This is a genomic window from uncultured Ruegeria sp., assembly GCF_947489545.1.
Classification (GTDB): Bacteria; Pseudomonadota; Alphaproteobacteria; order Rhodobacterales; family Rhodobacteraceae; genus Ruegeria.
This window is the reverse complement of the sequence record NZ_CANLDZ010000013.1, coordinates 1-24,558: the sequence shown is the minus strand read 5'-3', so window position 1 is coordinate 24,558 and position 24,558 is coordinate 1. Positions and strand designations below refer to the sequence as shown.

The 24,558-nt window shown below is 57.4% G+C and carries 27 protein-coding genes; 21 read left to right on the top strand and 6 right to left on the bottom strand.

The features are described 5' to 3' along the window. Position 1 precedes the first annotated feature (1 nt). Positions 2-1,954: a hypothetical protein gene (locus Q1B13_RS16965; RefSeq protein WP_299082451.1), complete on the bottom strand. Its 1,953-nt coding sequence runs from the start codon at positions 1,952-1,954 to the stop codon at positions 2-4. 142 nt (positions 1,955-2,096) lie between these two features. On the opposite strand from Q1B13_RS16965, the gene Q1B13_RS16960 reads away from it, so the two are divergent. Both Q1B13_RS16960 and Q1B13_RS16955 read left to right on the top strand, forming a co-directional pair. Then, positions 2,097-2,552 (top strand): methylated-DNA--[protein]-cysteine S-methyltransferase, encoded by a 456-nt coding sequence (locus tag Q1B13_RS16960; protein ID WP_299082450.1) that lies wholly within the window; start codon positions 2,097-2,099, stop codon positions 2,550-2,552. 76 nt (positions 2,553-2,628) lie between these two features. After that, entirely contained in the window at positions 2,629-3,096 is a 468-nt protein-coding gene (locus tag Q1B13_RS16955) for a hypothetical protein (protein WP_299082448.1), read from the top strand. 3 nt (positions 3,097-3,099) lie between these two features. Here the strand turns inward: Q1B13_RS16955 and Q1B13_RS16950 are convergent, their stop codons facing one another. The 4 genes from Q1B13_RS16950 to fsa all read right to left on the bottom strand — a co-directional run bounded on the left by Q1B13_RS16950 (position 3,100) and on the right by fsa (position 6,379). Next, a complete protein-coding gene (locus Q1B13_RS16950) occupies positions 3,100-3,813 on the bottom strand; it encodes a CDP-alcohol phosphatidyltransferase family protein (RefSeq protein WP_299082446.1) in 714 nt (237 codons plus the stop codon). Positions 3,814-3,891: 78 nt separating this feature from the next. After that, positions 3,892-4,821, bottom strand: a complete 930-nt coding sequence (locus tag Q1B13_RS16945) for a tyrosine recombinase XerC (RefSeq protein WP_299082444.1) — start codon at positions 4,819-4,821, stop codon at positions 3,892-3,894. Continuing rightward, complete coding sequence (locus Q1B13_RS16940; protein ID WP_299082442.1) at positions 4,818-5,525, bottom strand: DUF484 family protein; 708 nt, start codon at positions 5,523-5,525, stop codon at positions 4,818-4,820. Before Q1B13_RS16940 ends, Q1B13_RS16945 begins: the two co-directional genes overlap by 4 nt. A 200-nt stretch (positions 5,526-5,725) precedes the next feature. Then, the gene (fsa, locus tag Q1B13_RS16935) at positions 5,726-6,379 is read right to left on the bottom strand and encodes a fructose-6-phosphate aldolase (protein WP_299082439.1); all 654 of its coding nucleotides are present in this window, start codon (positions 6,377-6,379) and stop codon (positions 5,726-5,728) included. An 88-nt stretch (positions 6,380-6,467) separates the two neighbouring features. Here fsa and Q1B13_RS16930 point away from each other — a divergent pair, with 88 nt between their 5' ends. The 4 genes from Q1B13_RS16930 (at position 6,468) to Q1B13_RS16915 (ending at position 11,365) form a co-directional block, all read left to right on the top strand. Then, on the top strand, positions 6,468-8,663 hold the full coding sequence (locus Q1B13_RS16930; protein ID WP_299082437.1) for a primosomal protein N': 2,196 nt from the start codon (positions 6,468-6,470) through the stop codon (positions 8,661-8,663). Between the two features lie 79 nt (positions 8,664-8,742). Next, on the top strand, positions 8,743-9,975 hold the full coding sequence (locus Q1B13_RS16925) for an MFS transporter (protein ID WP_299082435.1): 1,233 nt from the start codon (positions 8,743-8,745) through the stop codon (positions 9,973-9,975). A 66-nt stretch (positions 9,976-10,041) separates the two neighbouring features. Beyond that, entirely contained in the window at positions 10,042-10,920 is an 879-nt protein-coding gene (locus tag Q1B13_RS16920; RefSeq protein ID WP_299082433.1) for a 50S ribosomal protein L11 methyltransferase, read from the top strand. Between the two features lie 100 nt (positions 10,921-11,020). Next, the gene (locus Q1B13_RS16915) at positions 11,021-11,365 is read left to right on the top strand and encodes a hypothetical protein (RefSeq protein WP_298936645.1); all 345 of its coding nucleotides are present in this window, start codon (positions 11,021-11,023) and stop codon (positions 11,363-11,365) included. A 99-nt stretch (positions 11,366-11,464) separates the two neighbouring features. On the opposite strand, the gene Q1B13_RS16910 is transcribed toward Q1B13_RS16915, so the two are convergent. Then, positions 11,465-11,680, bottom strand: a complete 216-nt coding sequence (locus Q1B13_RS16910) for a DUF1127 domain-containing protein (protein ID WP_299082431.1) — start codon at positions 11,678-11,680, stop codon at positions 11,465-11,467. A 333-nt stretch (positions 11,681-12,013) separates the two neighbouring features. Between Q1B13_RS16910 and ruvC the strand changes: the two genes are divergently transcribed. The 15 genes from ruvC to Q1B13_RS16835 form a co-directional block, all read left to right on the top strand. Continuing rightward, complete coding sequence (gene ruvC, locus Q1B13_RS16905) at positions 12,014-12,511, top strand: crossover junction endodeoxyribonuclease RuvC (RefSeq protein ID WP_299082429.1); 498 nt, start codon at positions 12,014-12,016, stop codon at positions 12,509-12,511. Continuing rightward, positions 12,508-13,185, top strand: coding sequence for a Holliday junction branch migration protein RuvA (gene ruvA, locus Q1B13_RS16900; protein ID WP_299082427.1), 678 nt, complete (start codon positions 12,508-12,510; stop codon positions 13,183-13,185). The genes ruvC and ruvA overlap by 4 nt, the downstream gene beginning before the upstream one ends. 4 nt (positions 13,186-13,189) lie before the next feature. After that, entirely contained in the window at positions 13,190-14,209 is a 1,020-nt protein-coding gene (gene ruvB / locus Q1B13_RS16895) for a Holliday junction branch migration DNA helicase RuvB (protein WP_299082425.1), read from the top strand. 63 nt (positions 14,210-14,272) lie between these two features. Then, positions 14,273-14,896 carry a hypothetical protein gene (locus Q1B13_RS16890; RefSeq protein WP_299082423.1) on the top strand — a complete coding sequence of 208 codons (624 nt, stop codon included), beginning with the start codon at positions 14,273-14,275 and terminating at the stop codon, positions 14,894-14,896. Further along, positions 14,893-15,276, top strand: coding sequence for a tol-pal system-associated acyl-CoA thioesterase (ybgC, locus tag Q1B13_RS16885; RefSeq protein ID WP_298936651.1), 384 nt, complete (start codon positions 14,893-14,895; stop codon positions 15,274-15,276). Before Q1B13_RS16890 ends, ybgC begins: the two co-directional genes overlap by 4 nt. A gap of 107 nt (positions 15,277-15,383) precedes the next feature. Further along, the gene (gene tolQ / locus Q1B13_RS16880; RefSeq protein ID WP_298936652.1) at positions 15,384-16,079 is read left to right on the top strand and encodes a protein TolQ; all 696 of its coding nucleotides are present in this window, start codon (positions 15,384-15,386) and stop codon (positions 16,077-16,079) included. A 1-nt stretch (position 16,080) separates the two neighbouring features. Continuing rightward, on the top strand, positions 16,081-16,557 hold the full coding sequence (gene tolR, locus Q1B13_RS16875) for a protein TolR (RefSeq protein ID WP_298936653.1): 477 nt from the start codon (positions 16,081-16,083) through the stop codon (positions 16,555-16,557). Positions 16,558-16,566: 9 nt separating this feature from the next. Beyond that, complete coding sequence (locus tag Q1B13_RS16870; RefSeq protein ID WP_299082421.1) at positions 16,567-17,670, top strand: energy transducer TonB; 1,104 nt, start codon at positions 16,567-16,569, stop codon at positions 17,668-17,670. Then, positions 17,667-18,986: a Tol-Pal system beta propeller repeat protein TolB gene (gene tolB, locus Q1B13_RS16865; protein WP_299082419.1), complete on the top strand. Its 1,320-nt coding sequence runs from the start codon at positions 17,667-17,669 to the stop codon at positions 18,984-18,986. The genes Q1B13_RS16870 and tolB overlap by 4 nt, the downstream gene beginning before the upstream one ends. An 83-nt stretch (positions 18,987-19,069) precedes the next feature. Further along, the gene (gene pal, locus Q1B13_RS16860) at positions 19,070-19,573 is read left to right on the top strand and encodes a peptidoglycan-associated lipoprotein Pal (protein WP_298936656.1); all 504 of its coding nucleotides are present in this window, start codon (positions 19,070-19,072) and stop codon (positions 19,571-19,573) included. Between the two features lie 4 nt (positions 19,574-19,577). Beyond that, positions 19,578-20,402: a tol-pal system protein YbgF gene (gene ybgF, locus Q1B13_RS16855; protein ID WP_299082417.1), complete on the top strand. Its 825-nt coding sequence runs from the start codon at positions 19,578-19,580 to the stop codon at positions 20,400-20,402. Then, entirely contained in the window at positions 20,393-21,652 is a 1,260-nt protein-coding gene (gene tilS / locus Q1B13_RS16850) for a tRNA lysidine(34) synthetase TilS (RefSeq protein WP_366871109.1), read from the top strand. The genes ybgF and tilS overlap by 10 nt, the downstream gene beginning before the upstream one ends. Before the next feature lie 76 nt (positions 21,653-21,728). Then, positions 21,729-23,645, top strand: a complete 1,917-nt coding sequence (ftsH, locus tag Q1B13_RS16845) for an ATP-dependent zinc metalloprotease FtsH (RefSeq protein ID WP_298936658.1) — start codon at positions 21,729-21,731, stop codon at positions 23,643-23,645. 100 nt (positions 23,646-23,745) lie between these two features. Continuing rightward, positions 23,746-24,321: an MOSC domain-containing protein gene (locus Q1B13_RS16840; RefSeq protein ID WP_299082415.1), complete on the top strand. Its 576-nt coding sequence runs from the start codon at positions 23,746-23,748 to the stop codon at positions 24,319-24,321. Between the two features lie 55 nt (positions 24,322-24,376). After that, positions 24,377-24,558: hypothetical protein (locus Q1B13_RS16835; protein WP_299800050.1), on the top strand; the 182-nt coding region annotated here is incomplete at its 3' end.

Below are 24,558 nucleotides of genomic sequence, written 5' to 3'. Positions count from 1 at the left end.
ACTAGTCGTGAGATTTGGGGTGGAACAGGTCAAATCCGATATCGTCCCCCGACAGAATTTTCCAGACCTGATAGTCGGTGAAATACCCAGTGTGACCGCCGGGTTGAACCGGAAAGTTCCTCGCGTCATCAATCAAGCCGCCCTCAATCCGGGTTCCGACGAAATCATCCTGTCGGAAGATGTTGAACCAGGCAGCGTTCAGTTGTCCCGGATCAACTGTGAACATTTCGGGAAAATACCGCTGATAGATATGGGTGACCGGAGAGCCCATCGTAATCAGTGTAACCGGTCGACCATCAATGCGTCGCTGGACTCGTTTGTCCGCTAGCATCTGGGTGGCGATCACCGTTCCCTGGGAATGCGAAACCACCGTAATATGATCCGCTGGAAAGACATCTAACGCATAGAACAACGCACGGTAAAACCGATCATCGATGGCAGTGCGATCTGGGTAGTTGTTGTACCTTGCTTTCAGATCGCCACTCAACAGGCACTTGTCGCGGATGGCGTAGGTCACGATATCTCGGGCGACCCCCAAACCGGCGGCAACAAAACCCGAATACCGGTACAGCAGAGCGGTTGACCCAAGCACTGCAATGCCAATCATGCCTTGAAGACCCATCAGATCGTTCAGAGTATTGCCAAGGATATTGCATTCGACGAGTTCTGTTGTGTCAGACGCTGTCGTGCAAAGAGGGTCATCTTCTCGGATGAAAATACTAAGCCCTCTGTACGTCACAATCGACAAAGTGGCGGTGGCCAAAAGAAACACCCATTGGGCAGACCTGTTCACGATGGCACGGCTCAGCACCTCGGGCTTGTGGTGCAGGTTGTGTTTGCCAAGGTGGCGACCAGCATAAACTAACCCGCCGACCAGCGCGAGGACAACGATGGCGGCAAACGCAACGCTGAGGGTTTCGATGGCGTCACGAAGGTGAGTATCGAACAGTGAATTCAGCTGACTTTCCGACAGGACGGGAACGGTTTTAACCACTTCGTCAAAGGTCAGCCAAAGCCCGGATATGAAGAACATCCAAAAGACCAGCATAGCCGCACAGGTGCTTGGGTATATCCGACGGTGTTCAGAAGTAAGTTGGTCGGTTATCTCAGTCTTTTCCATCGACGTTAGATACATAACGGCCGTCAAGACAATCAGTGTGGCCCAGCATCCTGCCAGGGCAAACACCTGAAGGCTCACAAATTGTTCCAGCGCCGATCCTGTTTCGAGACTCCAAAATCTGGCCCCAAGAGGGCCGCTCAAAAGGGCGACAACCAGCAGTGCTCCGACCACAGCCATACCCCGCCAGAACACCCGCCTGAGGTAAGTTGGCGCAGAGTTCGATCTGCGCAAACCGATCCCGGTTCCTCCGCCGTAGAGCAGCAGTAACAGCAAGAACAAAGCGTTCGATCTGTCCACATATGTCTCGGGGATCAGGTCGACCAGAACCACACCCGCACCGATCAGCAGGTAGGCGTTCAATGTCGCGACGGCACCGAAGAAAATCCACGTGAACAGATGGACCACTCTGGCCGCATGCGTTTCACGCCCCTTAGCATTGGACGGATCAATGTCCGACCGCCTATGGGTTTGTTCAACATTATCCATGGCCAGATACCCAAGGGCCAGCACCACCCAGATAAGATCGAGTACGGTTTTGATAGCGCCCTTTGGCGCTGGGGAGCGATCTGCCCAGAAGACTTCTGCAAACAGAGCTTCATCTTCTGTGACGTTGGGTTTCGCCACCTTTCGAAGGTGAACTTTGAATAGTTTGGCGTTGCGGTCGGATCCGTCGAACGTGCTCTCGGCCAGCTCAATCATTTCGCGCTCGACCGTGATTGGTGGTCTGGCTTTGCCGTCAAGCCAGGTTGTGGCCGCGCCCACGACCTGATCCACGGTTTCACCAGGTTTTTGTTCACCGATTCCATGAACCGTCAGGACCAGATGTCGACCCACTTCCCCCTCCTAATTTCTTTAATCAATATGAACAGATTAACACGAGTAGGGCGAATTCCCAAAGAACCTGAGAAAAGGCTTACTTGCAGCGGCGGAAGTTTCCCCGCTTGCGTCAGGCCTGCCGATCTGAAAACCTGAACGCATGGCGATGATCGAAGTAGAAACCCAGTTTGGGCGGCTTGGCGTGGAAGACACTGACGGCGCCATCACACGCCTTGTCTGGAATGGGCGGACGGATGGTGAACCCACGCCCTTGTTGCAGGAAGCGGCGAGGCAGTTGAAGGCTTACGATGCAGGGCAGCTGGATCAATTTGATCTGCCTTACCACGTTGCCGGTTCTCAGTTTCAGCGGCAGGTTTGCGATCTCGTGTTTGCTATTCCGCTGGGTGAGACGCGCACCTATGGTGACATCGCCAATGAGCTTGGCCAACCCGCGCAGCCGGTTGGTCAAGCCTGCGGTGCAAACCCCATTCCGGTTATTATTCCATGCCATCGTGTGCTTGCGGCCAATAGTCTTGGTGGCTTTTCTGGCGATGGCGGTATTGAGACCAAAGTGGCCCTGTTGCGCCACGAACGTGCCGCCGGTCTGTTGATCTGATCTGTGAAAATCAGTTGCAATCGCCCAACCTCGGACACAACTTATATCAGAAGCTGAATTTGAAGGACCAGAGTGCATGACGACCGAAACAGACCGCGCAGCCCGCAAGAAGGCCGTTATCGACCGGCTGATGTCACTGGAAGCACAGGAGTTGGCAACGGCGCAGGCACATTACGATGCCTATCTGAAGGATGCTCAGCTGGACGACCGAGAAGTTCACGACAAAGACGACATAGTGGCGTCGCGTGAAAATGCTGATCTGGCAGCGGCCTTTGACGCCCCGGTTCACGCGCATCACGCCAAGATTGACGTGATCGAAAACACCGACTTTAGCCTGACGGATACGGTGCAGCCGGGTGCAGTCATCAAGTTCAACAACCGGCGGTTTGTTGTGTGCGTCTCGACCACTCGGTTCGATGTGGATGGTGGAACCTATATGGGGATTTCAACGCAAAGCCCGATCTATCTGGCGATGGTCGGGCTGAAGCAAGGGGATGTTTTCACCCATAACGGAGTCGAATTCGAGGTGGAGGAAATCCTGTAGCCCCTATAGGTCACCAGGCATTTGGGCGTTGCGTGGTGGAACTATCATCTGCGCGATGCCCGCAAAAACCAGATACAGGCTGGTGACAACCAGTCCCCAATGCGCCCAGCTTTCAGGGTGAAAATCGACCCATGCAGCCCATCCCGCAAAGAAGGTCCAGGCAAATGCCATGGGTAAAGTTAGGTTGCGCCAGCGTTCTGTGCGCACGGGGTGGACGAATTTGAGCGGCAAAAACATTGAAATTGACAGCAAGGTCACCAGCACAAGGATGATCCAGAAATTCGGCTCTAGCGCAAAAATCACGATGACGAACATGTTCCAACAGCCCGGAAAACCAGAAAAGGAATTGTCCCTTGTTTTCATGCGGGTGTCAGCAAAATACATCGCGCTTGCAAAGGTGATCACGATAATCGCGAACCAACCAGTCCAACCATCCATAAGCCCGGATTTGAACAGGGCGAAGGCCGGAATAAACACATATGTCAGGTAGTCGATGATCAGATCGAGAAGAACACCGTCAAACTCGGGCGCGTTTTTTTTGACATGATAGTGTCGTGCCAACGGGCCATCGATGCCATCCACAATGAAGGAAACCACCAGCCAAAGATACATCAGGCTCCATTTTTCTTCGACGGCGGCCAGCATGGCCAGCATCGCAAAAACGGCACCGGTGGCAGTGAAAAGATGAACGGATAGCGCTTTGAATCTCAGTGTCATCAGGACGTCATGTACGAAGCGCGCCATAGATGCAAAGCAAAAAAGCCCTGAAAACTCATTCGTGGATACCCTCTTGGGTTAGATGTTTCGGGCCTTCGGATGGGCGCTGTTGTAGACTTCCATCAAGCGCGCGGTGTCGACGGCGGTGTATGTCTGAGTCGTGGACAAAGATGCATGGCCCAGCAATTCCTGAATGGCCCGCAAATCGCCCCCGGCAGACAAGAGATGGGTGGCAAAGCTGTGTCGCATGGCATGAGGTGTCGCAGTTGACGGCAAGCCAAGTTGCATCCGTGCCTTCTCCATCACGCCCTGAATGGCGCGAGGGTTCAACGGCCCACCGCGAACGCCGCGAAACAAGGCCGCCTTGGGTGACGGCGGGTGCGGGCACAGTTCGACATAGCGATCTACGGCGTCGCGGGCGGCAGGAATGACCGGAACGATCCGCTCTTTGTCGCCTTTACCCACAATGCGCAGTGTCGCGGGCAAGGGTGCATCCGCGCCTGTCAGCGAGAGTGCCTCGGAGATGCGTAGCCCGCAGCCATAAAGCAGGGTCACAACCGCGGCGTCTCGAGCAGCCACCCAATCTGATGTCGATTGCAATTCAACTGTATCGATCATGGCGCGTGCCGCGTCTTCGGCCAAAGGACGCGGCAGCTTCTTGGTAAATTTCGGCGCCCGGGTCGACAAAACGGCGGTCGGTTCAAACCCCTCACGCTCTGCCAACCAGCGATAGAAGCTTTTGACTGCCGAAAGCTTGCGCGCCAGAGACCGAGCACCGACGCCGGAACCACGTTGATCCGCCATCCAGGCGCGCATGTCCGAGATCGTGATACGCTCCAAAGCCGCCAATCCCTGACGAGCGCTATGATGCAGGGTCATGAAAGACAGAAAGTCGGTGACATCGCCGCGATATGCGGTCTGCGTGCTTTCAGATCGTCCTGCCAGTGCCCCTAAGCCGTCAAGCCAATGCTGCAGCGCATCGCGGCAGGCTGGGGAGATCAGGCTCACGACAGCCAGTGGCGCATCGAGCGTTCGAATACGCCAGCAAAAAAGGTCAGAAGATCAGCGCCCAGCTGAGGCGTGAAATGACGCGGGTCTTTTGCGCCCATTGCGATCATGCCTGGCAAGCGGCCTTCGCCAAGGTTCAGTTTCAGGCAGGCCTCGGACTGCAACCGTCCGGATTGCGTGCCGTAAATCATTGGATTAGCTTGGTGAATTTCGCGCATGATGACGTCTCGGGCTGGTCCGCCGCGATCAAAGCTGAGGTATTTGTCTACAAAACCAGGCTCGGTCACAGTCAGAACGCCGCCCAGCCGGTCGATGGCCGGATCATTTTGTACGACTGTTGTTTCCAGCACTACCGTAATGTGATCCACCCGCAGAATCTCGGCCACATCGTTGCCGAGGGCACGCAGGAAATCCTCGAACTCCACCGGTTCAAGCAGGTGCAGGATCGCGCGGTGTATCTGGTTGGTGCCCGCCAGGTTTTCATAAGCGGCGGCGATGACCGAACGGTGCGTGTCTTCCAGACGGTCCAGCCGAGTCTCGAGCCGTTGCATAGCAATCCCGCGCAGGTCGATGACATTGTCTCCGCGAGCGCGCTCGTTTGCGGCGACCAGCGCCTGCATCAGATCCTTGTCATCCAACACCACATCTGGCTCAGCCAGAATCGCCGCGCGGAGGTTATCCTCGAGTTTGGGCTTGCTGCTCATGTCCTGTCCGGTCTTTTTTTGTTGTGCGGCTTATAACACGGGTTGACAGAATTGCTTGGCAAAAAAAGAGCGCGACGATGTATTTCGTCGCGCACTGTGTTTTTAGGGAAGCTCCCGCCTGTCACGTCCTGATCAAAGATCAGACCGTGACAGTTGGGCCGGGCGCGTCGCCTGACTGCGCCGCGCGTCAGTGCTTTGGATCAAAGGATTTTCTGACCGGTTTTGGCCCAATCTGCCTGGAAGGTTTCAAGCCCTTTGTCGGTCAGCGGATGATCGGCCAGTTTTTTGATTACGGCAGGCGGTGCGGTGATCACGTCGGCACCGATGCGCGCGCTGTCGGTCACGTGGTTCACTGTGCGGATTGATGCGGCCAGGATTTCGGTTTCGAACCCGAAATTGTCATAGATCTGGCGGATATCAGCAATCAGATCCATGCCATCCACGTTGATATCGTCCAAACGCCCGATGAAAGGAGAGATGAAGGTTGCGCCAGCCTTGGCCGCCAGCAGCGCCTGATTGGCAGAGAAACAGAGCGTCACGTTGACCATCTGACCTTCGTCGGTCAGTGCCTTGCAGGTTTTCAGGCCCGCCCAGGTCAACGGAACTTTCACAGCGATATTCGGCGCGATCTTGGCTAGCTTGCGACCTTCGGCGATCATGTCTTCTGCTTCGGTTGCGACAACCTCGGCCGAGACGGGGCCTTCGACCAGATCGCAGATTTCCTTGGTCACGTCCAGAATGTCACGACCCGATTTCAGGATCAGCGAGGGGTTGGTGGTCACGCCGTCCACCATGCCCAGATCGTTCAGTTCAGCGATTGCATCTATCTCGGCGGTGTCTACGAAGAATTTCATGCGGGCAGTCCTTTGATGGGTTGGCCTTGGTCGCGGATGGCTTTACCTCAAAGAGACCCATGCTGGAACCCCCTGCGAAGGATATGCCGTGAGCGCTAACGGATTTTTCGACCAAGGAGAGCTGGTTTCGGTGCTGACAACGCAGCCACTGGACCGAACGCTGGATTACAAAGCACCCGAGGGCGGGTGCTTTCAGGGTGCGTTCGTCGAAGTGCCGCTTGGACCGCGCAAGGTTCTTGGCGTGGTTTGGGGCCCGGGGCGCGGTGGCTTTGATCTTAGCAAAGCCCGGTCGATAATCCGCGTGCTTGAGGTCGCGCCGATGCGCGAAGAAATGCGCCTGTTTCTTGGTAAGGTTGCTGACTACACCCTTACGCCGATGCCCGCGATGTTACGACTGGCGACGCGTGCCCCGGGGTTGGGTGATCCGCCGTCGATGCGCAAGATTTACCGGCTGGGAAGTGGTGAACCCGATCGGATGACTGACGCGCGAACCCGTGTGCTGGAGGTGTTGCGCGACTATGGCGGGCTGGCATTTACGCTCAAAGAACTGGCTGAGCAAGCGGGTGTGACGTCGTCGGTTGTCAAAGGGCTGGTCAAGCTGGGGGCAGTACGGGAAGAGGACAGCCCGCGGGATTTGCCATATCCGCATCTCGACCCGGAGTTGCCGGGCAAAGAGCTGTCGGAAGATCAGGCCCGCGCAGTAGCGACACTGCAGACCGGTTTGCGCACCGGAGACTACGGCACCACCTTGCTGAAGGGCGTCACCGGATCCGGCAAAACCGAAGTCTATCTGGAAGCTGTGGCCAAGACACTGCGGATGGGACGTCAGGCATTGGTTCTGTTGCCCGAGATTGCCCTAACCGCCGAATTTCTGACCCGTGTAGAAGCCCGGTTTGGCGCGCGACCGGCGGAATGGCATTCGGGCGTAACGATGACCGAACGTCGAAGGGTCTGGCGTATGGTCGGGCAGGGCGATGCGCAGATGGTGATCGGCGCCCGGTCGGCCCTTTTCTTGCCGTTTCGCAACCTCGGGCTTGTTGTGGTCGATGAGGAACATGACACGTCGTACAAACAAGAGGACGGTGTTCATTACAGCGCTCGTGACATGGCGGTGTTGCGCGGGGCCATCTGCGGTGCAAGGGTGATCCTTGCCAGTGCCACGCCCTCTTTGGAAAGCTGGGCCAATGCCGAGGCGGACAAATACGATCGGCTGGATCTGACCTCGCGCTTTGGCGCTGCGGTTCTGCCAAAGATGAAGCCCATCGACATGCGCGCCGAACAGATGCAGCCGGGGACGTGGATCTCACCTTCTCTGCGACAGGCGGTGCTGCAGCGGATCGAGAAATCTGAGCAGTCCCTGCTGTTCATCAACCGCCGTGGCTACGCCCCCGTGACCTTGTGCCGAGCTTGTGGCGAACAGATCGCGTGCGATCACTGCGACGCCCGAATGGTCGAGCATCGGTTTCTGAAACGCCTGATGTGCCACCAATGCGGCGAGACCAAGCCAATGCCTGAGGCCTGCCCGTCCTGTGGTGTTGAAGGGAAGATGGCGCCGGTCGGACCGGGGATTGAGCGGTTGGCCGAAGAAGCCGAGGCAACGTTCCCAGACGCCAAGATTGCAATGCTCAGTTCCGATCTGTTTGGATCGGCACGGGCACTGAAGGCCAAGATCGAAGAGATTGCCCAGGGCGACGCAGATATCATCATCGGTACTCAGTTGGTGGCCAAGGGGCATAATTTTCCGAAACTGACCCTTGTTGGTGTGATTGACGCTGATCTCAGCCTGCATGGGGCCGATTTGCGCGCAGCAGAGCGGACATTTCAGTTGATGAGGCAAGTGTCGGGGCGTGCCGGACGAGCGGACAAGCCGGGACTGGCGCTGTTGCAAACCTTCCAGCCCGAACATCCCGTGATCCGCGCAATCCTATCGGGGGATGAGGAAGGGTTCTGGGCCGCCGAAGCTGCTGGTCGTCAGGCAGCAGGCGTGCCGCCTTACGGCCGAATGGCCGGAATAGTGCTGTCAGGGCCAGAGGTCGGACCGGTGTTTGATATCAGCAATGCGATGGCCCGCAACGATGCGCCGCTTCGTGATATCGGCGCGCAGGTCTTTGGCCCGGCCCCAGCCCCGATCGCCCGTATCCGCGGGCGCCATCGCGTGCGCTTGCTGGTCAAAGCGCCGAAAGGCGCGCCCATTCAGGATGCGATTGCAAAGTGGATCGCTCCGCTCCGCTTGAAAGGGGATATTCGACTGACGGTCGATATTGATCCACAGAATTTCTACTGACCTCTGCACCAGTGCAGAGCCGTTGTGCGCGCTCAGCTTTCCGCTCGCCAATACGGCGATTTGGGCGTAGAGGACTCTCATGCTGAAACCAATGCCACTTTCCAAGGCGCAAAGCCTGCCATATTGGCGACGCCCCGTAACGCTTTTGTTCGTGATGGCACTGACCATGCCGATCGCGTTCAATGCGTGGAGCGCGTTGTTGAACAACTTCGTCATCGAAGTGGCAAATTTCGATGGGGCAGACATTGGTTTGCTGCACACGGTGCGAGAGATTCCAGGGTTTCTGGCCGTCGGCGTCATAGCTGTGATTCTGATTGTCCGCGAGCAGGTGCTCGCGATGATATCCCTGATGCTGCTGGGCGTCGCAACGGCAATTACGGCTTGGTTTCCAAGTCTTGGCGGCCTTTTGTTTGTTACGTTTTTCAGCTCAGTCGGCTTTCACTACTACGAGACAGTGAACCAGTCCCTGCAATTGCAATGGCTCCGTAAAGACCGGGCACCTCAGGTGCTGGGATGGCTTGTGGCCATGGGATCCGCGTCGACTTTGGTGGTCTATGGCCTGATCGTGCTGACCTGGGACCGGTTCGATTTATCTTACAATACGGTCTTCATGGCCGCGGGCGGTTTTACCGCCGTGCTGGCCCTGTTCTGTCTGATCGCCTATCCGCAATTCGATGCGCCCACACCGCAGACGAAAAAGGTGGTGCTACGCCGACGGTACTGGTTGTATTATGCGTTGCAGTTCATGGCCGGAGCACGGCGCCAAATTTTTGTTGTCTTCGCGGGTTTCATGATGGTCGAGAAATTCGGCTTTGAGGTGCATGAGCTGACCAGCCTCTATCTGATCAATCTGGTGATCAACATTGCTGCCGCACCCTTGTTGGGTAAGGCAGTGTCCATGTTTGGCGAGCGACGTACACTGATCTTCGAGTATGCCGGGCTTGCCATCGTCTTCGCGGCATACGGTGGGATCTACTGGTTCGGGTGGGGCGTTTTGCTGGCAGCAATACTCTATGTGATCGATCACGTGCTGTTTGCGTTGGCGTTGGCGCTTAAAACCTATTTCCAGAAAATTGCTGATCCTGCCGATATCGCGCCGACCGCAGCCGTGGCCTTTACTATCAACCACATCGCGGCTGTGTTTCTGCCCGCGCTTCTGGGCCTTTTATGGGTGGTGTCACCTGGTGCTGTATTTGCGCTGGCGGCCGCTATGGCGATGATATCCCTGGGGCTGTCTCTGTTAATCCCACGCCACCCGGAACCGGGCAACGAAACAATTCTGTCCAAATACGCTCCCGCCCCGGCGGAATAGCGTGCAGAGCTTGACCTTGGCGATCCGTCGCCATAGGCGCTGGAGCGACTTGAACAGGAGACTTTCATGCCCACATTCACTGCGCTGACAACCCTGACCGGCAAAGCCGCAGCCGAGAATCTGGGCGAAGCGATGGAGCGTCTGGATCCCGAACCCACTGGTATTGGTGTCTTTGAGGTCGAAGACGGGTCGGGCCTGTGGGAAGTTGGCGGGTATTTCACCGAAGCGCCAGATGAAACCGCTCTGGCCGTGTTGACCGCGGCGTTTGGTGCAAAGCCCTTTGTTGTCTCCGAGTTGCCCGAAACAGACTGGGTCGCGCATGTGCGCCGTGAACTGGCGCCGGTCGAGGCTGGACGTTTTTTTGTCTACGGCAGCCATGACGCCGACAAACTGCCGAAGAATCGCATCCCCTTGTTGATCGAGGCGGCAATGGCCTTTGGGACGGGGCATCATGGCACCACACTTGGGTGTTTGAACGCGTTGGATCATCTGCTGGATCAGGGTTTTAGCGCGACCAAGGTGGCCGATATCGGGTGTGGCACCGCCGTTTTGGCAATGGCCGCGGCGCGTGTCTGGAATGGTGATATTTTGGCCAGTGATATCGATCAGGTCGCTGTAGATGTGGCCGAGGCCAACCTGAAGGCAAACGGTATGTCCGGTGCTGTTCGCTGTGTGGAAGCGGCCGGTTTTGATCACCCGGACCTGAAAGCTTTGGCGCCCTATGATCTGATCTTTGCCAACATCCTGAAGGGCCCGTTGGTGGCGCTGTCTCCTGAAATTGGAGCGAATCTGCGTGACGGAGGGCATGCCATCTTGTCAGGAATCCTCAACGAACAGGCCGATGATGTGATCGCGGTTTATCTACAAAACGGATTTAATCTTAGTAATCGCAGCGAGATTGGTGAATGGACAACGCTAATCTTAACCAAACAGGGCGCAATTTAGGCCATTTGCAGGAGCTTTGTGGATTCTTGCCCAGATTTTGACGTAATCTCTATTTACCGTTTCTTAATGGATTTGAGGGGGGCGGTTTGTGGAGGCTGCCATGACGGGAAAACAACTTGAGTTTGATCAGCGCGTTCATCGCCTGAGCAAAAAACACCAAAAGATGAGCCGCGGCTATCGCGCATCCATGCGCAAGGATGGCTTGGTGGTGATGAAGCCGCAGCGTGTGCGCTCTGCGGTGCCGGCAAAAGTGATGTTGCTAAGCCTTTTGGCATTCTTTGCATTCAAAGCGTTCTTATTGTCCAGTCTCGGGCCGTCCGGGTATCAATACCGGATCGACAGCCTGAATGAGGGCACTTCGGTCGAACAGGCCGGTGCTTGGGTCATGCAGATCGACCCGCTGTCCGAAGCGATGGCAGTTCAGCTGAACAAAATCCTCTACTAAGCTTCTTCTGACGTAAAAAAACACCGCGTGCTGTCCGGCGCGCGGTGTTTTCTTTGCCCCACAGGGAGGATGTGGGGTGTGTGAGCGATTGGTCGGTGTTTACCGGCGACCCTCAGCAATGGCGTCGATGTCGCCACGGCACAGGCCGATATCTTCCAGTTCGCGGTCAGTCAGACCAGTCAGCGCGTTCCGCGTTACGCGGGCGTCATTCCATTCGACAGCAGCATTCACAGCTGTTACGAAAAATGCGCCGATACGGCCGACGAGGCCGAATGAGCCAGTGGTTGCGAAGCGGGTTGTGTCTAGTGCAGCCATATCCTGTTTCCTTCTGGTTTGTGTTAACTCTGCAATCTTGCGATCTGAGCGGCATGTAGTGCTGAGATTCGCTGTGCGCAAGTTCAGTTTTTGCATGTGTCCTATGCATTTTCTGCAATACTTCACACAGGTGTAATACCCTTAAATAATTAGTGAATTTGCGTTCATGAACGTGTCGAATTCAGGCTTTCTGAGGTCGCAAACTGCCCTTGGCGGCACGGCTACGACATGCATGTCGTTTTCCGGCTTCAGGTCAATTCGCTTGGAAAATGTTCACGCTTCGTGCTAGGCGTTGAAAAAAGATCACATAACCCGAGCAGGCCGAGACAAACTATGCGAATTCTAGGCATTGATCCGGGGTTGAGAACCCTGGGATGGGGCGTCATCGAATCGAATGGCAGCCGCCTGAGCCATGTTGCGAATGGTTTATGCAAATCCGATGGGGACGATCTTGGTGAACGACTTTTGTCTCTGCACAATCAGATCGTCGAAGTGATTGCAGAACATCGACCCGATCAAGCCGCCATCGAACAGACTTTTGTGAACAAGGATGGGGCGGGGACGCTCAAACTGGGTCAGGCACGCGGTGTGGCGTTGCTGACGCTGGCAAAGGCTGGGTTGCAAGTGGGGGAGTATGCTCCGAACCGGGTCAAGAAGACTGTGGTGGGTGTCGGCCATGCCGAGAAAGAACAGGTTTTGCACATGGTCAAGCTGCAACTACCAGGCTGCCAGCCCAAAGGGGCCGATGCTGCGGATGCGCTGGCGATCGCAATCTGTCATTCCTACTATGGCACTTCTCCACAGGCACGGTTGAAAGAGGTACGGGCATGATCGGCAAGCTGACGGGACGATTGGATTATCGCGCGGCGGATCATGTGCTGATTGATGTCCGGGGTGTCGGCTATCTGGTCTATTGCTCCGACAGGACCATGGCCGCCTTGCCAGGCGTGGGTGAGGCGATCTCGATCTACACCGACATGGTCGTGCGCGAAGACCTGATGCAGCTTTATGGGTTCCTGTCACTGGTCGAAAAAGAATGGCACCGGCTGTTGTGTTCGGTTCAGGGGGTTGGGGCCAAGGTGTCGCTTGCGATCCTGAGCGCTTTGGGTCCAGATGGTGTCAGCCGCGCAATTGCGTTGGGTGACTGGGCTACGGTCAAGGCCGCCAAGGGCGTCGGGCCCAAAACAGCGCAGCGCATCGTCCTGGACCTGAAGGACAAAGCCCCGGGCGTTATGGCGATGGGCGGCACCGTGACCGAGGCGATGGACGGCCCCGCGTTGGACGTAATCGAGCCGGCTGGCCCCACGCCAATCTCGAAACGAAAGCCAAAACCACCTTCCGGAGCAGCTGCCGCGTCAGCTGGCGCTTTGTCTGCACTGGCCAATCTGGGCTATAGCCCGTCCGATGCTGCGACGGCGGTGGCCGAAGCTGCGGCGAGTCTGCCTGACGCTGAAGAAACAGATCTGATCCGTGCCGCATTGAAGCTGCTGGCTCCGAAAGGCTGAGTGAATGGTAGACGTCGATCCCACCCTGCGCCCAGAGCCGTTGCCGGAAGACAATGACCGCGCCTTGCGACCGCAGACATTGGATGATTTCATCGGTCAGGCCGAAGCCCGTGCCAATCTGCGCATTTTCATCCAATCCGCCCGTCAACGCGGTGAGGCGATGGATCACACGCTGTTTCACGGCCCTCCAGGGCTGGGCAAGACGACGTTGGCGCAGATCATAGCGCGCGAGCTGGGCGTGAATTTCCGCATGACTTCGGGGCCGGTGCTGGCCAAGGCCGGCGATCTGGCGGCGATTCTGACTAATCTTGAAGCCCGCGATGTGCTGTTCATCGACGAAATCCACCGCCTGAACCCGGCGGTCGAAGAGGTGCTCTATCCTGCGATGGAGGATTTCGAGCTGGATCTGGTAATTGGCGAAGGTCCGGCTGCGCGGACGGTGCGGATCGAATTGCAGCCCTTCACGCTGGTTGGTGCGACCACACGGATGGGTCTGTTGACCACACCATTACGCGATCGATTTGGTATTCCGACACGGTTGCAATTCTATGAGATTGATGAGTTGCACGAGATTGTCACGCGAAATGCGCGCAAGTTGGGTGCGCCAGCGGATGATGATGGTGCGTGGGAAATTGCGCGACGGTCGCGCGGCACGCCCCGGATCGCTGGCAGGCTGCTTCGGCGGGTTGTTGATTTTGCCATCGTCGAAGGAGATGGGCGGATCACGCGGGATCTGGCGGATGGCGCCCTGACGCGATTGGGTGTCGATAACTTGGGTCTGGATGGGGCGGATCGTCGATATCTGAAGCTGATCGCCGAAAACTACGCGGGTGGTCCCGTGGGGATTGAGACGCTGTCTGCGGCGCTGTCCGAAAGCCGGGACTCGTTGGAAGATGTGATTGAACCCTTCCTGTTGCAGCAGGGCCTGATCCAGCGTACGCCTCGCGGTCGGATGCTGGCGCAAAAAGCTTGGACGCATCTTGGTATGGCTACACCCAAAGGCCAAAACGATCTGTTTGGTTGAAGCCGCAGCGTAGAGATTTTATGCCTTCGGCGAGAGTATTTTTGAAAAGATGAAGGATTGGGTGTGACACCTGACGAGATCGAAGCGCTTTTTACACGCGAAAGTGGTGAGTTTCTGTTCGCGCGGTGGGGTCGCCCCATCGTGCCGATTGTTTTTGGCGTCGAAGATAAAACGTTGGCCACGGTGAAAGGTGCTTTCGAGGCAGTCGTAGCTTTGGCAGGCCACAAAATGGCCGAGACGGACCCCGAGCTGGGCGCAAATTGCATGGTCTTCTTTTTTCGGGACTGGCGGGAAATGACCGACGTGCCGGATCTGGATCGTCTAATCCCGGATCTCGGACCGCTGGTTGAACGTTTGGTCGCGGCGGACGCCAATCAGTATCGCATCTTCCGGTTCGAAGAGGACGGCGCGATCCGCGCGGCATTTGTGTTTCTACGCATGGATGCCGAATTGTCAGACATTCCGGCTGAGACTCTTGCGCTGAGCCAAGTGGTCCAGACAACCCTGCTGTGGTCGGACACTGCCTTTCGCGACGCATCACCATTGGCGGTTGCGGGCGATGCAACGATCTTGCGTCCCGATATTGCCGGGGTGATCCGTGCCGCTTATGATCCGGTTTTGCCGGGGGCAGCGCGGGACAAGTCCCATGCGCTCAGGCTGTTTGCCCGGCTGGAGCAACAGCAATGACACATACCTATCCTGTCCGGGTATATTATGAAGATACAGACATGGGCGGGGTCGTTTACCATGCGAACTACCTGCGTTATATCGAACGTGCCCGCTCGGACTGGGTGCGCAAGCTGGGCAATGACCAGAACGCGATGCGCGAGGAAGGGGTCGTCTGGGTCGTGCGCCGGGTCGAGGCGGATTACCTCGCCCCAGCGAAGTTCGAGGACGAGTTGGTGGTTGAGACGGACGTTGTCTCGCTGTCGGGTGTGCGTCTGACCATGTCACAGAGTGTTCGGCGCGGAGAAACCGAGATTTTTCGTGCCACAGTCACGGCCGTTTGCATCAACCGCGCCGGCAAACCGATCCGCCTTCCGGCAGAGATTCGCGCATTGATGTAACAAATCGCGGGACCGGGGTGGTTCTGTTGGCTTTTCGGGACCAACTGCGATAGCGTCTGGCAAAATAAGGCCAAATAAACGGCCGTCAGGCAAAAAAGAGCAGGTTCATGGAAGCTGAAACGCTGGCGCTGGCGCAGGAGATCGACTTCTCCATGTGGGGGCTGTTTGCCCGCGCGACTTTTATCGTCAAACTGGTGATGCTGATGCTGGTCGTCGCGTCGGGCTGGTCTTGGGCGATCATCATACAGAAACTCATCAACTATCGATCTGCACGTCGCGAGGCGCAGATATTCGATGAATCCTTCTGGTCCGGAAATCCGTTGGACGAGCTGTTCGAACAGATCGGATCACGGCCCGATGGCAGTTCCGAGAAGATTTTTGCGTCAGGCATGATCGAATGGCGCAGGTCGCATCGCAACGATGGCGGGCTGATCGCAGGTGCCACGGCGCGGATTGATCGGTCAATGGATGTTGCCATCGCGAAAGAGGCGGAAACATTGCAGAAAGGTCTACCGATTCTGGCGACCGTGGGGTCAACCGCACCGTTTATCGGCCTGTTCGGAACCGTTTGGGGTATCATGAACGCCTTCATCGAAATCGCCGAGCAGCAGAATACCAACCTGGCCGTTGTTGCACCCGGCATTGCCGAAGCTTTGCTGGCCACCGGTTTGGGGCTGCTGGCCGCGATTCCGGCGGTGATATTCTACAACAAACTCAGCGCGGACAGTGATCGCATCGTTGGTGGCTATGAGGCGTTCGCCGACGAGTTCGCCACCATCCTGTCGCGTCAGTTGGACAGCTGACATGGGGGCCGCGGTACAGCAACCGTCGGGTGGCAATGGCCGCAGACGCGGGCGGCGTCGGGGTCGTGCGCAGCCGATGGCTGAGATCAACGTGACCCCCTTTGTCGATGTCATGCTGGTGTTGTTGATCATCTTCATGGTTGCCGCACCTTTGTTAACCGTTGGTGTACCCGTCGACTTGCCCAAGACTGCGGCCAGTGCGCTGCCCGGGGATAACGAAGAACCGCTGACAGTGACCTTGACTGCGGAAGGCTTGGTACAGATCCAGACCACAGACGTTTTGCGCGAAGAGTTGATTGGCAAACTGCGTGCGATTGCAGCAGAACGCAGCAGCGACCGCGTGTTCCTGCGGGCTGATGGTGCAATACCCTATTCGCAGGTCATGCAGGTCATGGGCGCGTTGAATGCGGGTGGGTTTTCCAATGTGGGCCTTGTGACCGATACCGGTGGCCCGACGCTGGATGATGGTGGAGAGTGAGGTCGCACGGTGGACACCGGCACCAAGATTTCAGCGATTGCTCATGTGAGTTTGATTGGATGGGCGCTGTTCGGCGGGACCTTCAAGTCCGAACCGCTGCCTATGGCCGTACAGGATGTGTCTGTGATTAGCGCGGAACAGTTTGCGGCCTTGACTGCACAGCGCAACGCGCCCGAGGTGCCGACCCCGCCCAGCACTTTGCAACAGCCCGAAGAGCCAGAGCCCGAGGCCAACGCGCCGGAACCTGTTCAGGAGCAACAACCGCGCCCCGAACCGGTAACGCCGACCGAACCTGAGCCGGAGGCGGAACCGGAAACGGTCGAAGCACCTCCTGAGCCCGAAGTGATTGAAGAACTGCCGGTTCTGATCGAGCCTGAAACCGAAACCGCCGAACTTCCTGTCCCTCCGGGGCCCGAGGCACAGCCGCGCCCGGCGGACCGGGTTGCGCCAGAAGCCATTGCGCCACCACCCCCCGAAGCGAAACCGGATGACGTTGAAACACCGCCTGTTTCCCTTGATGAGGGCGCAGAAACGCAGCAGGAACAGCAGGATCAGACAGCACCGGAAGAAGCCGCGCCCGAAATTGTGACCGAGGCCGAAGAAACCGAAGAACAATCGCCTCGAACGTCGCCGCGTCCGCGGGTACGGCCCGACAGACCGACACCTCCGGCCGAGCCGGTTGTAGCAGAAGCACCTGAGCCAGCGCCGGAAACGCCTTCGCAGAACGACGAAGCGGCGATCAATGATGCCTTGGCCGAAGCGCTGGAGGGGGGCACAGAACCTTCGGGCCCACCGCTGACCAGCGGCGAAAAGGATGCGATGCGCGTAGCTGTTTCGCGCTGTTGGAATGTCGGGTCACTTTCGACGGATGCCCTGAACGTGGTGGTCGTGGTTGGTTTTTCGCTGAACCGAGACGGCACAGTTGTGGGCAACAGTGTGCGCAAGCTGGACAGTTCTGGTGGGTCGTCCGCTGCTGAGGGCCAAGCTTACGAGGCCGCACGACGCGCGGTTTTACGCTGCGGGTCGAAAGGTTACGATCTGCCTGCTGACAAATACGACCAGTGGCAGGATATTGAGATTACATTCAATCCCGAGAGGATGCGGATCAAATGATGAAACTTCTGACAAGCCTCGTTCTTGGCCTGACGCTTTTGTCGGCACCGGTACATGCTCAGAGTGACCCCCTTCGTCTGGAAATCGACGAAGGGATCATCGAACCGATGCCCTTTGCCGTTCCGAACTTCGTGCCCGATGGTGCATCGGCCGCGCAATACGCCACGGATATTTCTCGGGTCGTTGCTGCGGATTTGACGGGAACAGGGCTGTTCCGGGAAATATCCTCGGATGCGTTCATCAGCCGGGTCAGCAGCTTTGACGCTCCGGTTCAATTTGCGGACTGGAAGGCGATCAATGCTCAGGCTCTTGTTACAGGTGCGGTCAACGTTTCGGGTGAGCGTCTGACTGTTCGGTTTCGGGTTTGGGATGTGTTCTCGGGTCAGGAACTAGGGGATGGTCTGCAACTGGCCGGAACAACCGATGGCTGGCGGCGCATGGCGCATAAGGTTGCCGATCAGGTCTACAGCCGGATCACAGGTGAAGGCGGTTACTTTGACAGCCGTGTTGCGTTTGTCTCGGAAAGCGGGCCTAAGAACCAACGGCTCAAGCGTTTGGCGATCATGGATTACGACGGCGCAAATGTGCGGTATCTGACGGACAGCGCTGCGATTGTGCTTGCGCCGCGGTTTTCGCCCTCTGGCGACCGGCTGCTATACACCAGCTACGAAAGCGGCAGCCCGCGCATCTATGTTCTGGATGTAGGCAGCGTGCAGCGCCAAGAACTGAGAACCCAAGACGGCACCATGAGCTTTTCGCCCCGATTCTCACCTGATGGGCGATCAATTGTGTATTCGCTGATCCAGGGCGGAAATACTGATCTGTGGAGGATGGATCTGGCCTCGGGTCAAAGTGCGCGGCTGACCAATACGCCAGCGATCGAGACTGCGCCAAGCTATTCGCCGGATGGCAGTCAGATCGTGTTCGAAAGCGACCGTTCGGGGACACCTCAGCTTTATGTCATGCCCGCCAATGGCGGCGAGGCGACGCGCATCAGCTTTGGGCAGGGGCGCTATGGCACACCCGTATGGTCGCCGCGTGGGGATCTAATTGCCTTTACCAAGCAGAACAAAGGCCGGTTCCATATCGGCGTCATGCGAACAAATGGGGATGAAGAACGGTTGCTGACATCCTCTTTCCTGGATGAAGGCCCCACATGGTCCCCCAATGGTCGGGTGATTATGTTCACCCGCGAGACGCAGGGTGCCAGCGGCCGCGCCACGTTGTACTCGGTGGATATCTCTGGGCGCAATCTGCGGCCAGTACGGACGCCGGATGGCGGCAGCGATCCGTCCTGGGGGCCACTGCAAAATTGATCGCCGCTTGGGCGCGGCAAAGTTCACAACAATCCGTCGCTGTGGTAAACAGGCGGCAATAATCAAAACACGAGGCACTTGAAATGAACGTATTGGGCAAAATCCTGGCATTGGGCGCGCTGAGTGTGATCGCCGCCTGTTCAAACAATGATCCTTCGGCACTGGGTGGTGGCGCTGGTGGCAGCGGTGCGATTGTGCCGGGCTCACCCAGTGATCCGCGCTCGCCGGCGTATTTCCAGCAGACGGTCGGCGACCGTGTCCTGTTCTCGGTAGATCAGTCGACATTGACGCCGCAGGCCAAAACCACCTTGCAGGGGCAGGCCGAATGGCTTTTGGCGAACCCGGATTATGTAGCCAAAATCGAAGGTCACGCGGATGAACAAGGCACCCGTGAATACAACCTTGCTCTGGGCGCACGTCGGGCAAACGCAGCGCGGGAATTCCTGATCTCACGCGGGGTCGCGGGCAACCGTTTGCAAACCGTCAGCTATGGTAAGGAACGCCCGATCGAGATTTGCAGCACCGAGGAGTGTTATTCCAAGAACCGCCGCGCGGTGACGGTGCTGACCGGTTCAACATTGGGGTAAGACAATGCGAGTTGCAGGATGGGTCTTTGCCGCCGTTATGGCGACAGTCGGCGTAGCACAAGCGCAGGATCAACAGACGCTGGCGGATATCAGGCAGGAACTGACGGTGTTGCATGTCGAAATACAACGCCTCAAGCGCGAGTTTTCAACAACCGGGTCACCAGCGCCGAACCTGTCCGGCAGTTCGGTCCTTGAACGGGTCGATGCAATCGAGGCGGAGTTGCAGCGCCTGACGCGTCAGACCGAACAATTGAACCAACGTGTGCAGAACGTTGTTACGGATGGTACCAATCGGATTGGAGATCTTGAGTTCAGGCTTGTTGAGCTGGAAGGCGGCGATCTATCGACGTTGGGCGAGACTTCTACGTTGGGAGGTGAAAGCCAAACCGATGTTGTCGTTGCACCCGCACCCTCTGAACCTTCGGATTCTGGTCAGGGAGAATTGGCCGTCGGTGAGCGAGCCGATTTCGACGCGGCATCTCAGGCGCTGGCGGATGGTAATTTTCAAGCCGCGGCCACCTTGTTTTCGCAGTTTGACACGTCATACCCGGGCAGCCCGTTGGCGCCCGAAGCAAACCTGAAACGCGGTCAGGCGCTGGAAGGGATGGGCGACACGCGCGAGGCGGCACGGGCCTTTCTTGCCAGCTTTACGGGCGATTCCGAAGGGACGTTTGCGCCCGAGGCTTTGTTTGAACTTGGCGCCGCTCTGGGGCGTCTGGGGCAAACCGATCAGGCCTGCATCACGCTTAGCGAAGTTGGTGTGCGCTTCCCATCCTCGGCAACCGCATCAAGCGCCACACAGGAGATGTCGTCGCTGGGGTGTTCTTGACCAGCCACGCCGACAGCTTAAGATCTGACCTTCGCGCGCGGCTTCCCAAGGTCCTGCCGCGCCGTCTTGGTATCGCCGTTTCGGGGGGGGGTGATTCCGTCGCGCTGATGCATCTTTTGCACGAGATTGCGCAAGCGGAAGGGATCGAACTGCGGGTCGCTACAGTTGATCACGGATTACGCGCCGCATCAGCAGATGAGGCGCAGACGGTTGCGAGACAAGCTCAGAGATTGGGGATCTCGCACGATACGCTGCGTTGGCAAGATTGGGACCAGACAGGCAACTTACAGGATCAGGCCCGTCAGGCCCGGTATTCTTTGCTGACAAAGTGGGCGCGTGATCAGGACGTAGCCGCCATTGCTTTGGGACATACCGCAGACGATCAGGCTGAAACCGTTTTGATGCGCTTGGCGCGCGCCGCGGGTGTAACAGGGCTGTCGGCTATGTCGGCCACGCGCTCTCAGGGTGGGGTTCAGTTGCTCCGTCCGCTATTGGATGTGACCCGCCAAAGGTTGCGCAATTACCTGACCGAGATCGATGTCGGTTGGATCGAAGACCCTTCGAATCAGGACACGCGGTTTGATCGGATAAAGGCGCGAAAAGCCTTGCAGGATCTTGAACCTGCGGGAATTACGCCGGAAGTTTTGACGAGGGTTGCAGAAAACCTTGCACAAGCGCGTGAGGCCTTAGCTGTATATGCGCAGGAATCCGCGCGAAAAATCGCATCTGTGAACGACGGTGATATGGTGCTGGATCGCGCAGGATTTGGCGCTCTGCCTGATGAAATTCAGCGGCGCATTTTGGTAGGGGCCGTCCTGTGGATTTCTGGGGCAGGGTATCCGCCGCGCCGAACAACGGTAGCGCAGGCGTTAGAGGCTGTTCTGAGTGGGCAAGCGGGCTCGATTGGGGGCTGCCTTGTGGTGCCGCAGGGCAATAAAGCTTGGATTTGCAGGGAATTCGGGGCCATTGAAGGGCTTTCTGCCCCGCTCGGCGAACGCTGGGACGGGCGTTGGGTTTTCTCTGGGCCCAAGGTGGAAACGGCCGAAATTCGGGGTCTTGGAGAGGGCGGCCTGTTGCAGCTGCCGGACTGGCGTGTAACCGGCAGACCGCGCCTTGCGTTAAAGTCTTCACCTTCGATCTGGCAAGGGACCGACCTGCTTGCTGCACCATTAGCAGGGCATTCAAACGGATGGCGCGCGGAACTGGCCTCGGATTGGCCCGAGTTTCACACGTTGCTTTTATCGCATTGAACCTGCCGCAATCCTCTCTATTTTAAGAAGTAACCCGGCAGATCCCCATCTGCCGTAATCTTTTGGGAGAATTTCCTTGGGCAACGCTCGCAATATCGCCTTTTGGGTCGTTCTGTTTCTGCTGATCCTTGCACTGTTCAATTTGTTCAGCGGACCGGGCGGAACGCTTCAGAGCAATGAAAGAACCTATTCTGACTTTGTCAGTGCCGTGCAGGGGGGCGACGTCAAGAATGTGACCCTCGATGGTGAGCAGATCCGCTACACGACCGAAAGCGGCGGCACCTATGTCACGATCAAACCCGGCGATGCCGAAGTAACCAAGCTTCTGATCGACGAGAACATTCCGGTCCGGGCTGAAAAGCAGCAGCAATCAGGCTTCCAATCGTTCTTGATCACGCTTCTGCCCTTCTTGCTGCTGATCGGCGTCTGGGTCTATTTCATGAACCGGATGCAAGGTGGCGGCAAAGGCGGTGCGATGGGTTTTGGCAAGTCCAAAGCCAAGATGCTGACCGAAAAGCATGGCCGCGTGACCTTTGATGATGTTGCTGGGATAGACGAGGCCAAGGAAGAGCTGGAAGAGATCGTGGAATTCCTGCGCAACCCGCAGAAATTCTCGCGTCTTGGTGGCAAGATCCCCAAAGGCGCGTTGCTTGTTGGCCCTCCGGGTACAGGTAAGACGCTTCTGGCGCGTGCGATTGCGGGTGAGGCAGGTGTGCCGTTTTTTACCATCTCAGGCTCAGACTTTGTTGAAATGTTTGTGGGTGTCGGTGCAAGCCGTGTCCGTGACATGTTCGAACAGGCCAAGAAGAACGCCCCCTGTATCGTCTTCATCGACGAGATTGACGCCGTAGGTCGCCATCGTGGCGCCGGCTATGGCGGTGGTAACGACGAACGCGAACAGACCCTCAACCAGTTGCTTGTCGAGATGGACGGGTTTGAGGCCAACGAAGGCGTGATCATTCTTGCGGCCACCAACCGGAAGGACGTTTTAGACCCTGCGCTGCTGCGTCCGGGCCGTTTCGACCGCAACGTGACCGTAGGCAACCCCGACATCAAAGGCCGCGAGAAGATCCTGGGCGTTCACGCGCGCAAGACACCCTTGGGCCCCGATGTTGATCTGCGCATCATTGCGCGCGGTACACCGGGCTTTTCGGGCGCTGATCTGGCCAACCTCGTAAATGAGGCCGCGCTAATGGCCGCGCGTGTCGGTCGCCGCTTTGTCACGATGGAAGACTTTGAGAACGCCAAGGACAAGGTGATGATGGGGGCCGAGCGTCGCTCGATGGTGCTGACCCAGGATCAAAAGGAAAAGACCGCCTATCACGAGGCCGGTCACGCCGTTGTGGGTCTGACCCTGCCGTTGTGTGACCCGGTCTATAAGGCGACGATCATCCCGCGCGGTGGCGCGCTGGGTATGGTTGTGTCGCTGCCCGAAATGGATCGTCTGAACTATCACCGTGATGAATGCGAGCAGAAACTGGCCATGACCATGGCTGGCAAGGCTGCCGAGGTTATCAAATACGGTGAAGATCACGTCTCGAACGGTCCCGCAGGTGACATCATGCAAGCCAGCCAGCTGTCGCGCGCCATGGTGATGCGCTGGGGCATGTCCGACAAGGTTGGTAATATTGACTACGCCGAGGCGCATGACGGTTATTCAGGCAACACAGCCGGGTTCTCGGTTTCGGCGCATACCAAAGAGCTGATCGAGGAAGAGGTGAAACGCCTCATCCAGCAGGGCTATGAACGCGCCCACCAAATCCTGTCCGAACAAACTGAGGAATGGGAGCGGTTGGCACAGGGCCTTCTGGAATATGAAACCCTGACCGGTGATGAGATCAAGCGCGTCATGAATGGGGAACCGCCCAGTGAAAACGACGATGAAGGCGACACCCCTGATGAGGGCAGCGCACCCAGCGTGACCGCTATTCCCAAGACCAAAGTAAAAAAATCTCCGCCCGAGGGCGGGATGGAGCCGGAACCCACGGCATAGTGACAGAGACCCGGGCCTTGCCCCGGGTCTTTTCATTTTCGCTTTTCATCAGATCGCATCAGGTCAATATGGCGGGCGAATATCTTCCAATGGGGTGCACATGCCGGTCTTGCGTGAAACAGAGTTTGTAGCTGAAGTGGTTTGGCTGGGTCATGTCCCTGCAGCTAAGTCGTTGCGCGCCCAAGCGGTGAACGGGGTTAGCCTTGGGTTCGCGGGTGACAGTGGAGCCCGGCACGAAGGCCTGAATCGTGCATCCTGCGTGCGGGTTAAGAACCTCTATCCGCAAGGCACCGAAATCCGAAACGTCCGCCAACTTTCTGTTCTATCGGCTGAGGAACTTGATGCGATTGCGCGTGAGATGGGTCTGGACCAACTGGACCCCTCGCATCTGGGGGCTTCGATTGTTTTGAGTGGAATCCCCGACTTTACCCATATTCCACCATCCTCTCGGTTACAGGCCGCCAACGGTCTGACAATAACGGTTGATATGGAAAATCGTCCCTGCGTTTTGCCCGGGCGCGAGATCGAAGCGGATCAACCTGGACACGGCGCGGCGTTCAAACCCGCAGCAGAAGGGCGTCGTGGTGTAACAGCCTGGGTGGAACGACCCGGGGTGCTTCAATTGGGGGACACGATGACGCTGTTCGTGCCCGACCAGCGAAATTGGACGCCATAGCCCCCTCTCGTTTCCGATTGCAAGCGACAGACATGCCCTAACGCCGTTTCGCGGCATGAAAATGTCGGAATCCACAACCATCGAGATTGTACACAACGGTATGGATTGCACATCGTCGGCGCACCGCGTCGGTTTTGCGCGGCATTCAATCAGGGACCTTGCCCACATGAGTTATAAATCTGACATTGAGATTGCCCGAGAGGCCAGTAAGCAGCCGATCCAGGAGATTGGTGGTAA

Excerpts from the sequence above, each read along its gene's own strand:
- Q1B13_RS16840 (WP_299082415.1), top strand. The coding sequence starts at position 23,746 with ATGCCGGTCTTGCGTGAAACAGAGTTTGTAGCTGAAGTGGTTTGGCTG.
- tolR (WP_298936653.1), top strand. The coding sequence starts at position 16,081 with ATGGGGGCCGCGGTACAGCAACCGTCGGGTGGCAATGGCCGCAGACGC.
- Q1B13_RS16915 (WP_298936645.1), top strand. The coding sequence starts at position 11,021 with ATGACGGGAAAACAACTTGAGTTTGATCAGCGCGTTCATCGCCTGAGC.
- ruvB (WP_299082425.1), top strand. The coding sequence starts at position 13,190 with ATGGTAGACGTCGATCCCACCCTGCGCCCAGAGCCGTTGCCGGAAGAC.
- Q1B13_RS16960 (WP_299082450.1), top strand. The coding sequence starts at position 2,097 with ATGGCGATGATCGAAGTAGAAACCCAGTTTGGGCGGCTTGGCGTGGAA.
- fsa (WP_299082439.1), bottom strand. The coding sequence starts at position 6,379 with ATGAAATTCTTCGTAGACACCGCCGAGATAGATGCAATCGCTGAACTG.
- Q1B13_RS16940 (WP_299082442.1), bottom strand. The coding sequence starts at position 5,525 with ATGAGCAGCAAGCCCAAACTCGAGGATAACCTCCGCGCGGCGATTCTG.
- Q1B13_RS16920 (WP_299082433.1), top strand. The coding sequence starts at position 10,042 with ATGCCCACATTCACTGCGCTGACAACCCTGACCGGCAAAGCCGCAGCC.
- pal (WP_298936656.1), top strand. The coding sequence starts at position 19,070 with ATGAACGTATTGGGCAAAATCCTGGCATTGGGCGCGCTGAGTGTGATC.
- Q1B13_RS16910 (WP_299082431.1), bottom strand. The coding sequence starts at position 11,680 with ATGGCTGCACTAGACACAACCCGCTTCGCAACCACTGGCTCATTCGGC.
- ruvC (WP_299082429.1), top strand. The coding sequence starts at position 12,014 with ATGCGAATTCTAGGCATTGATCCGGGGTTGAGAACCCTGGGATGGGGC.
- ybgF (WP_299082417.1), top strand. The coding sequence starts at position 19,578 with ATGCGAGTTGCAGGATGGGTCTTTGCCGCCGTTATGGCGACAGTCGGC.
- Q1B13_RS16950 (WP_299082446.1), bottom strand. The coding sequence starts at position 3,813 with ATGACACTGAGATTCAAAGCGCTATCCGTTCATCTTTTCACTGCCACC.
- tolQ (WP_298936652.1), top strand. The coding sequence starts at position 15,384 with ATGGAAGCTGAAACGCTGGCGCTGGCGCAGGAGATCGACTTCTCCATG.
- Q1B13_RS16955 (WP_299082448.1), top strand. The coding sequence starts at position 2,629 with ATGACGACCGAAACAGACCGCGCAGCCCGCAAGAAGGCCGTTATCGAC.
- tolB (WP_299082419.1), top strand. The coding sequence starts at position 17,667 with ATGATGAAACTTCTGACAAGCCTCGTTCTTGGCCTGACGCTTTTGTCG.
- Q1B13_RS16925 (WP_299082435.1), top strand. The coding sequence starts at position 8,743 with ATGCTGAAACCAATGCCACTTTCCAAGGCGCAAAGCCTGCCATATTGG.
- ruvA (WP_299082427.1), top strand. The coding sequence starts at position 12,508 with ATGATCGGCAAGCTGACGGGACGATTGGATTATCGCGCGGCGGATCAT.
- ybgC (WP_298936651.1), top strand. The coding sequence starts at position 14,893 with ATGACACATACCTATCCTGTCCGGGTATATTATGAAGATACAGACATG.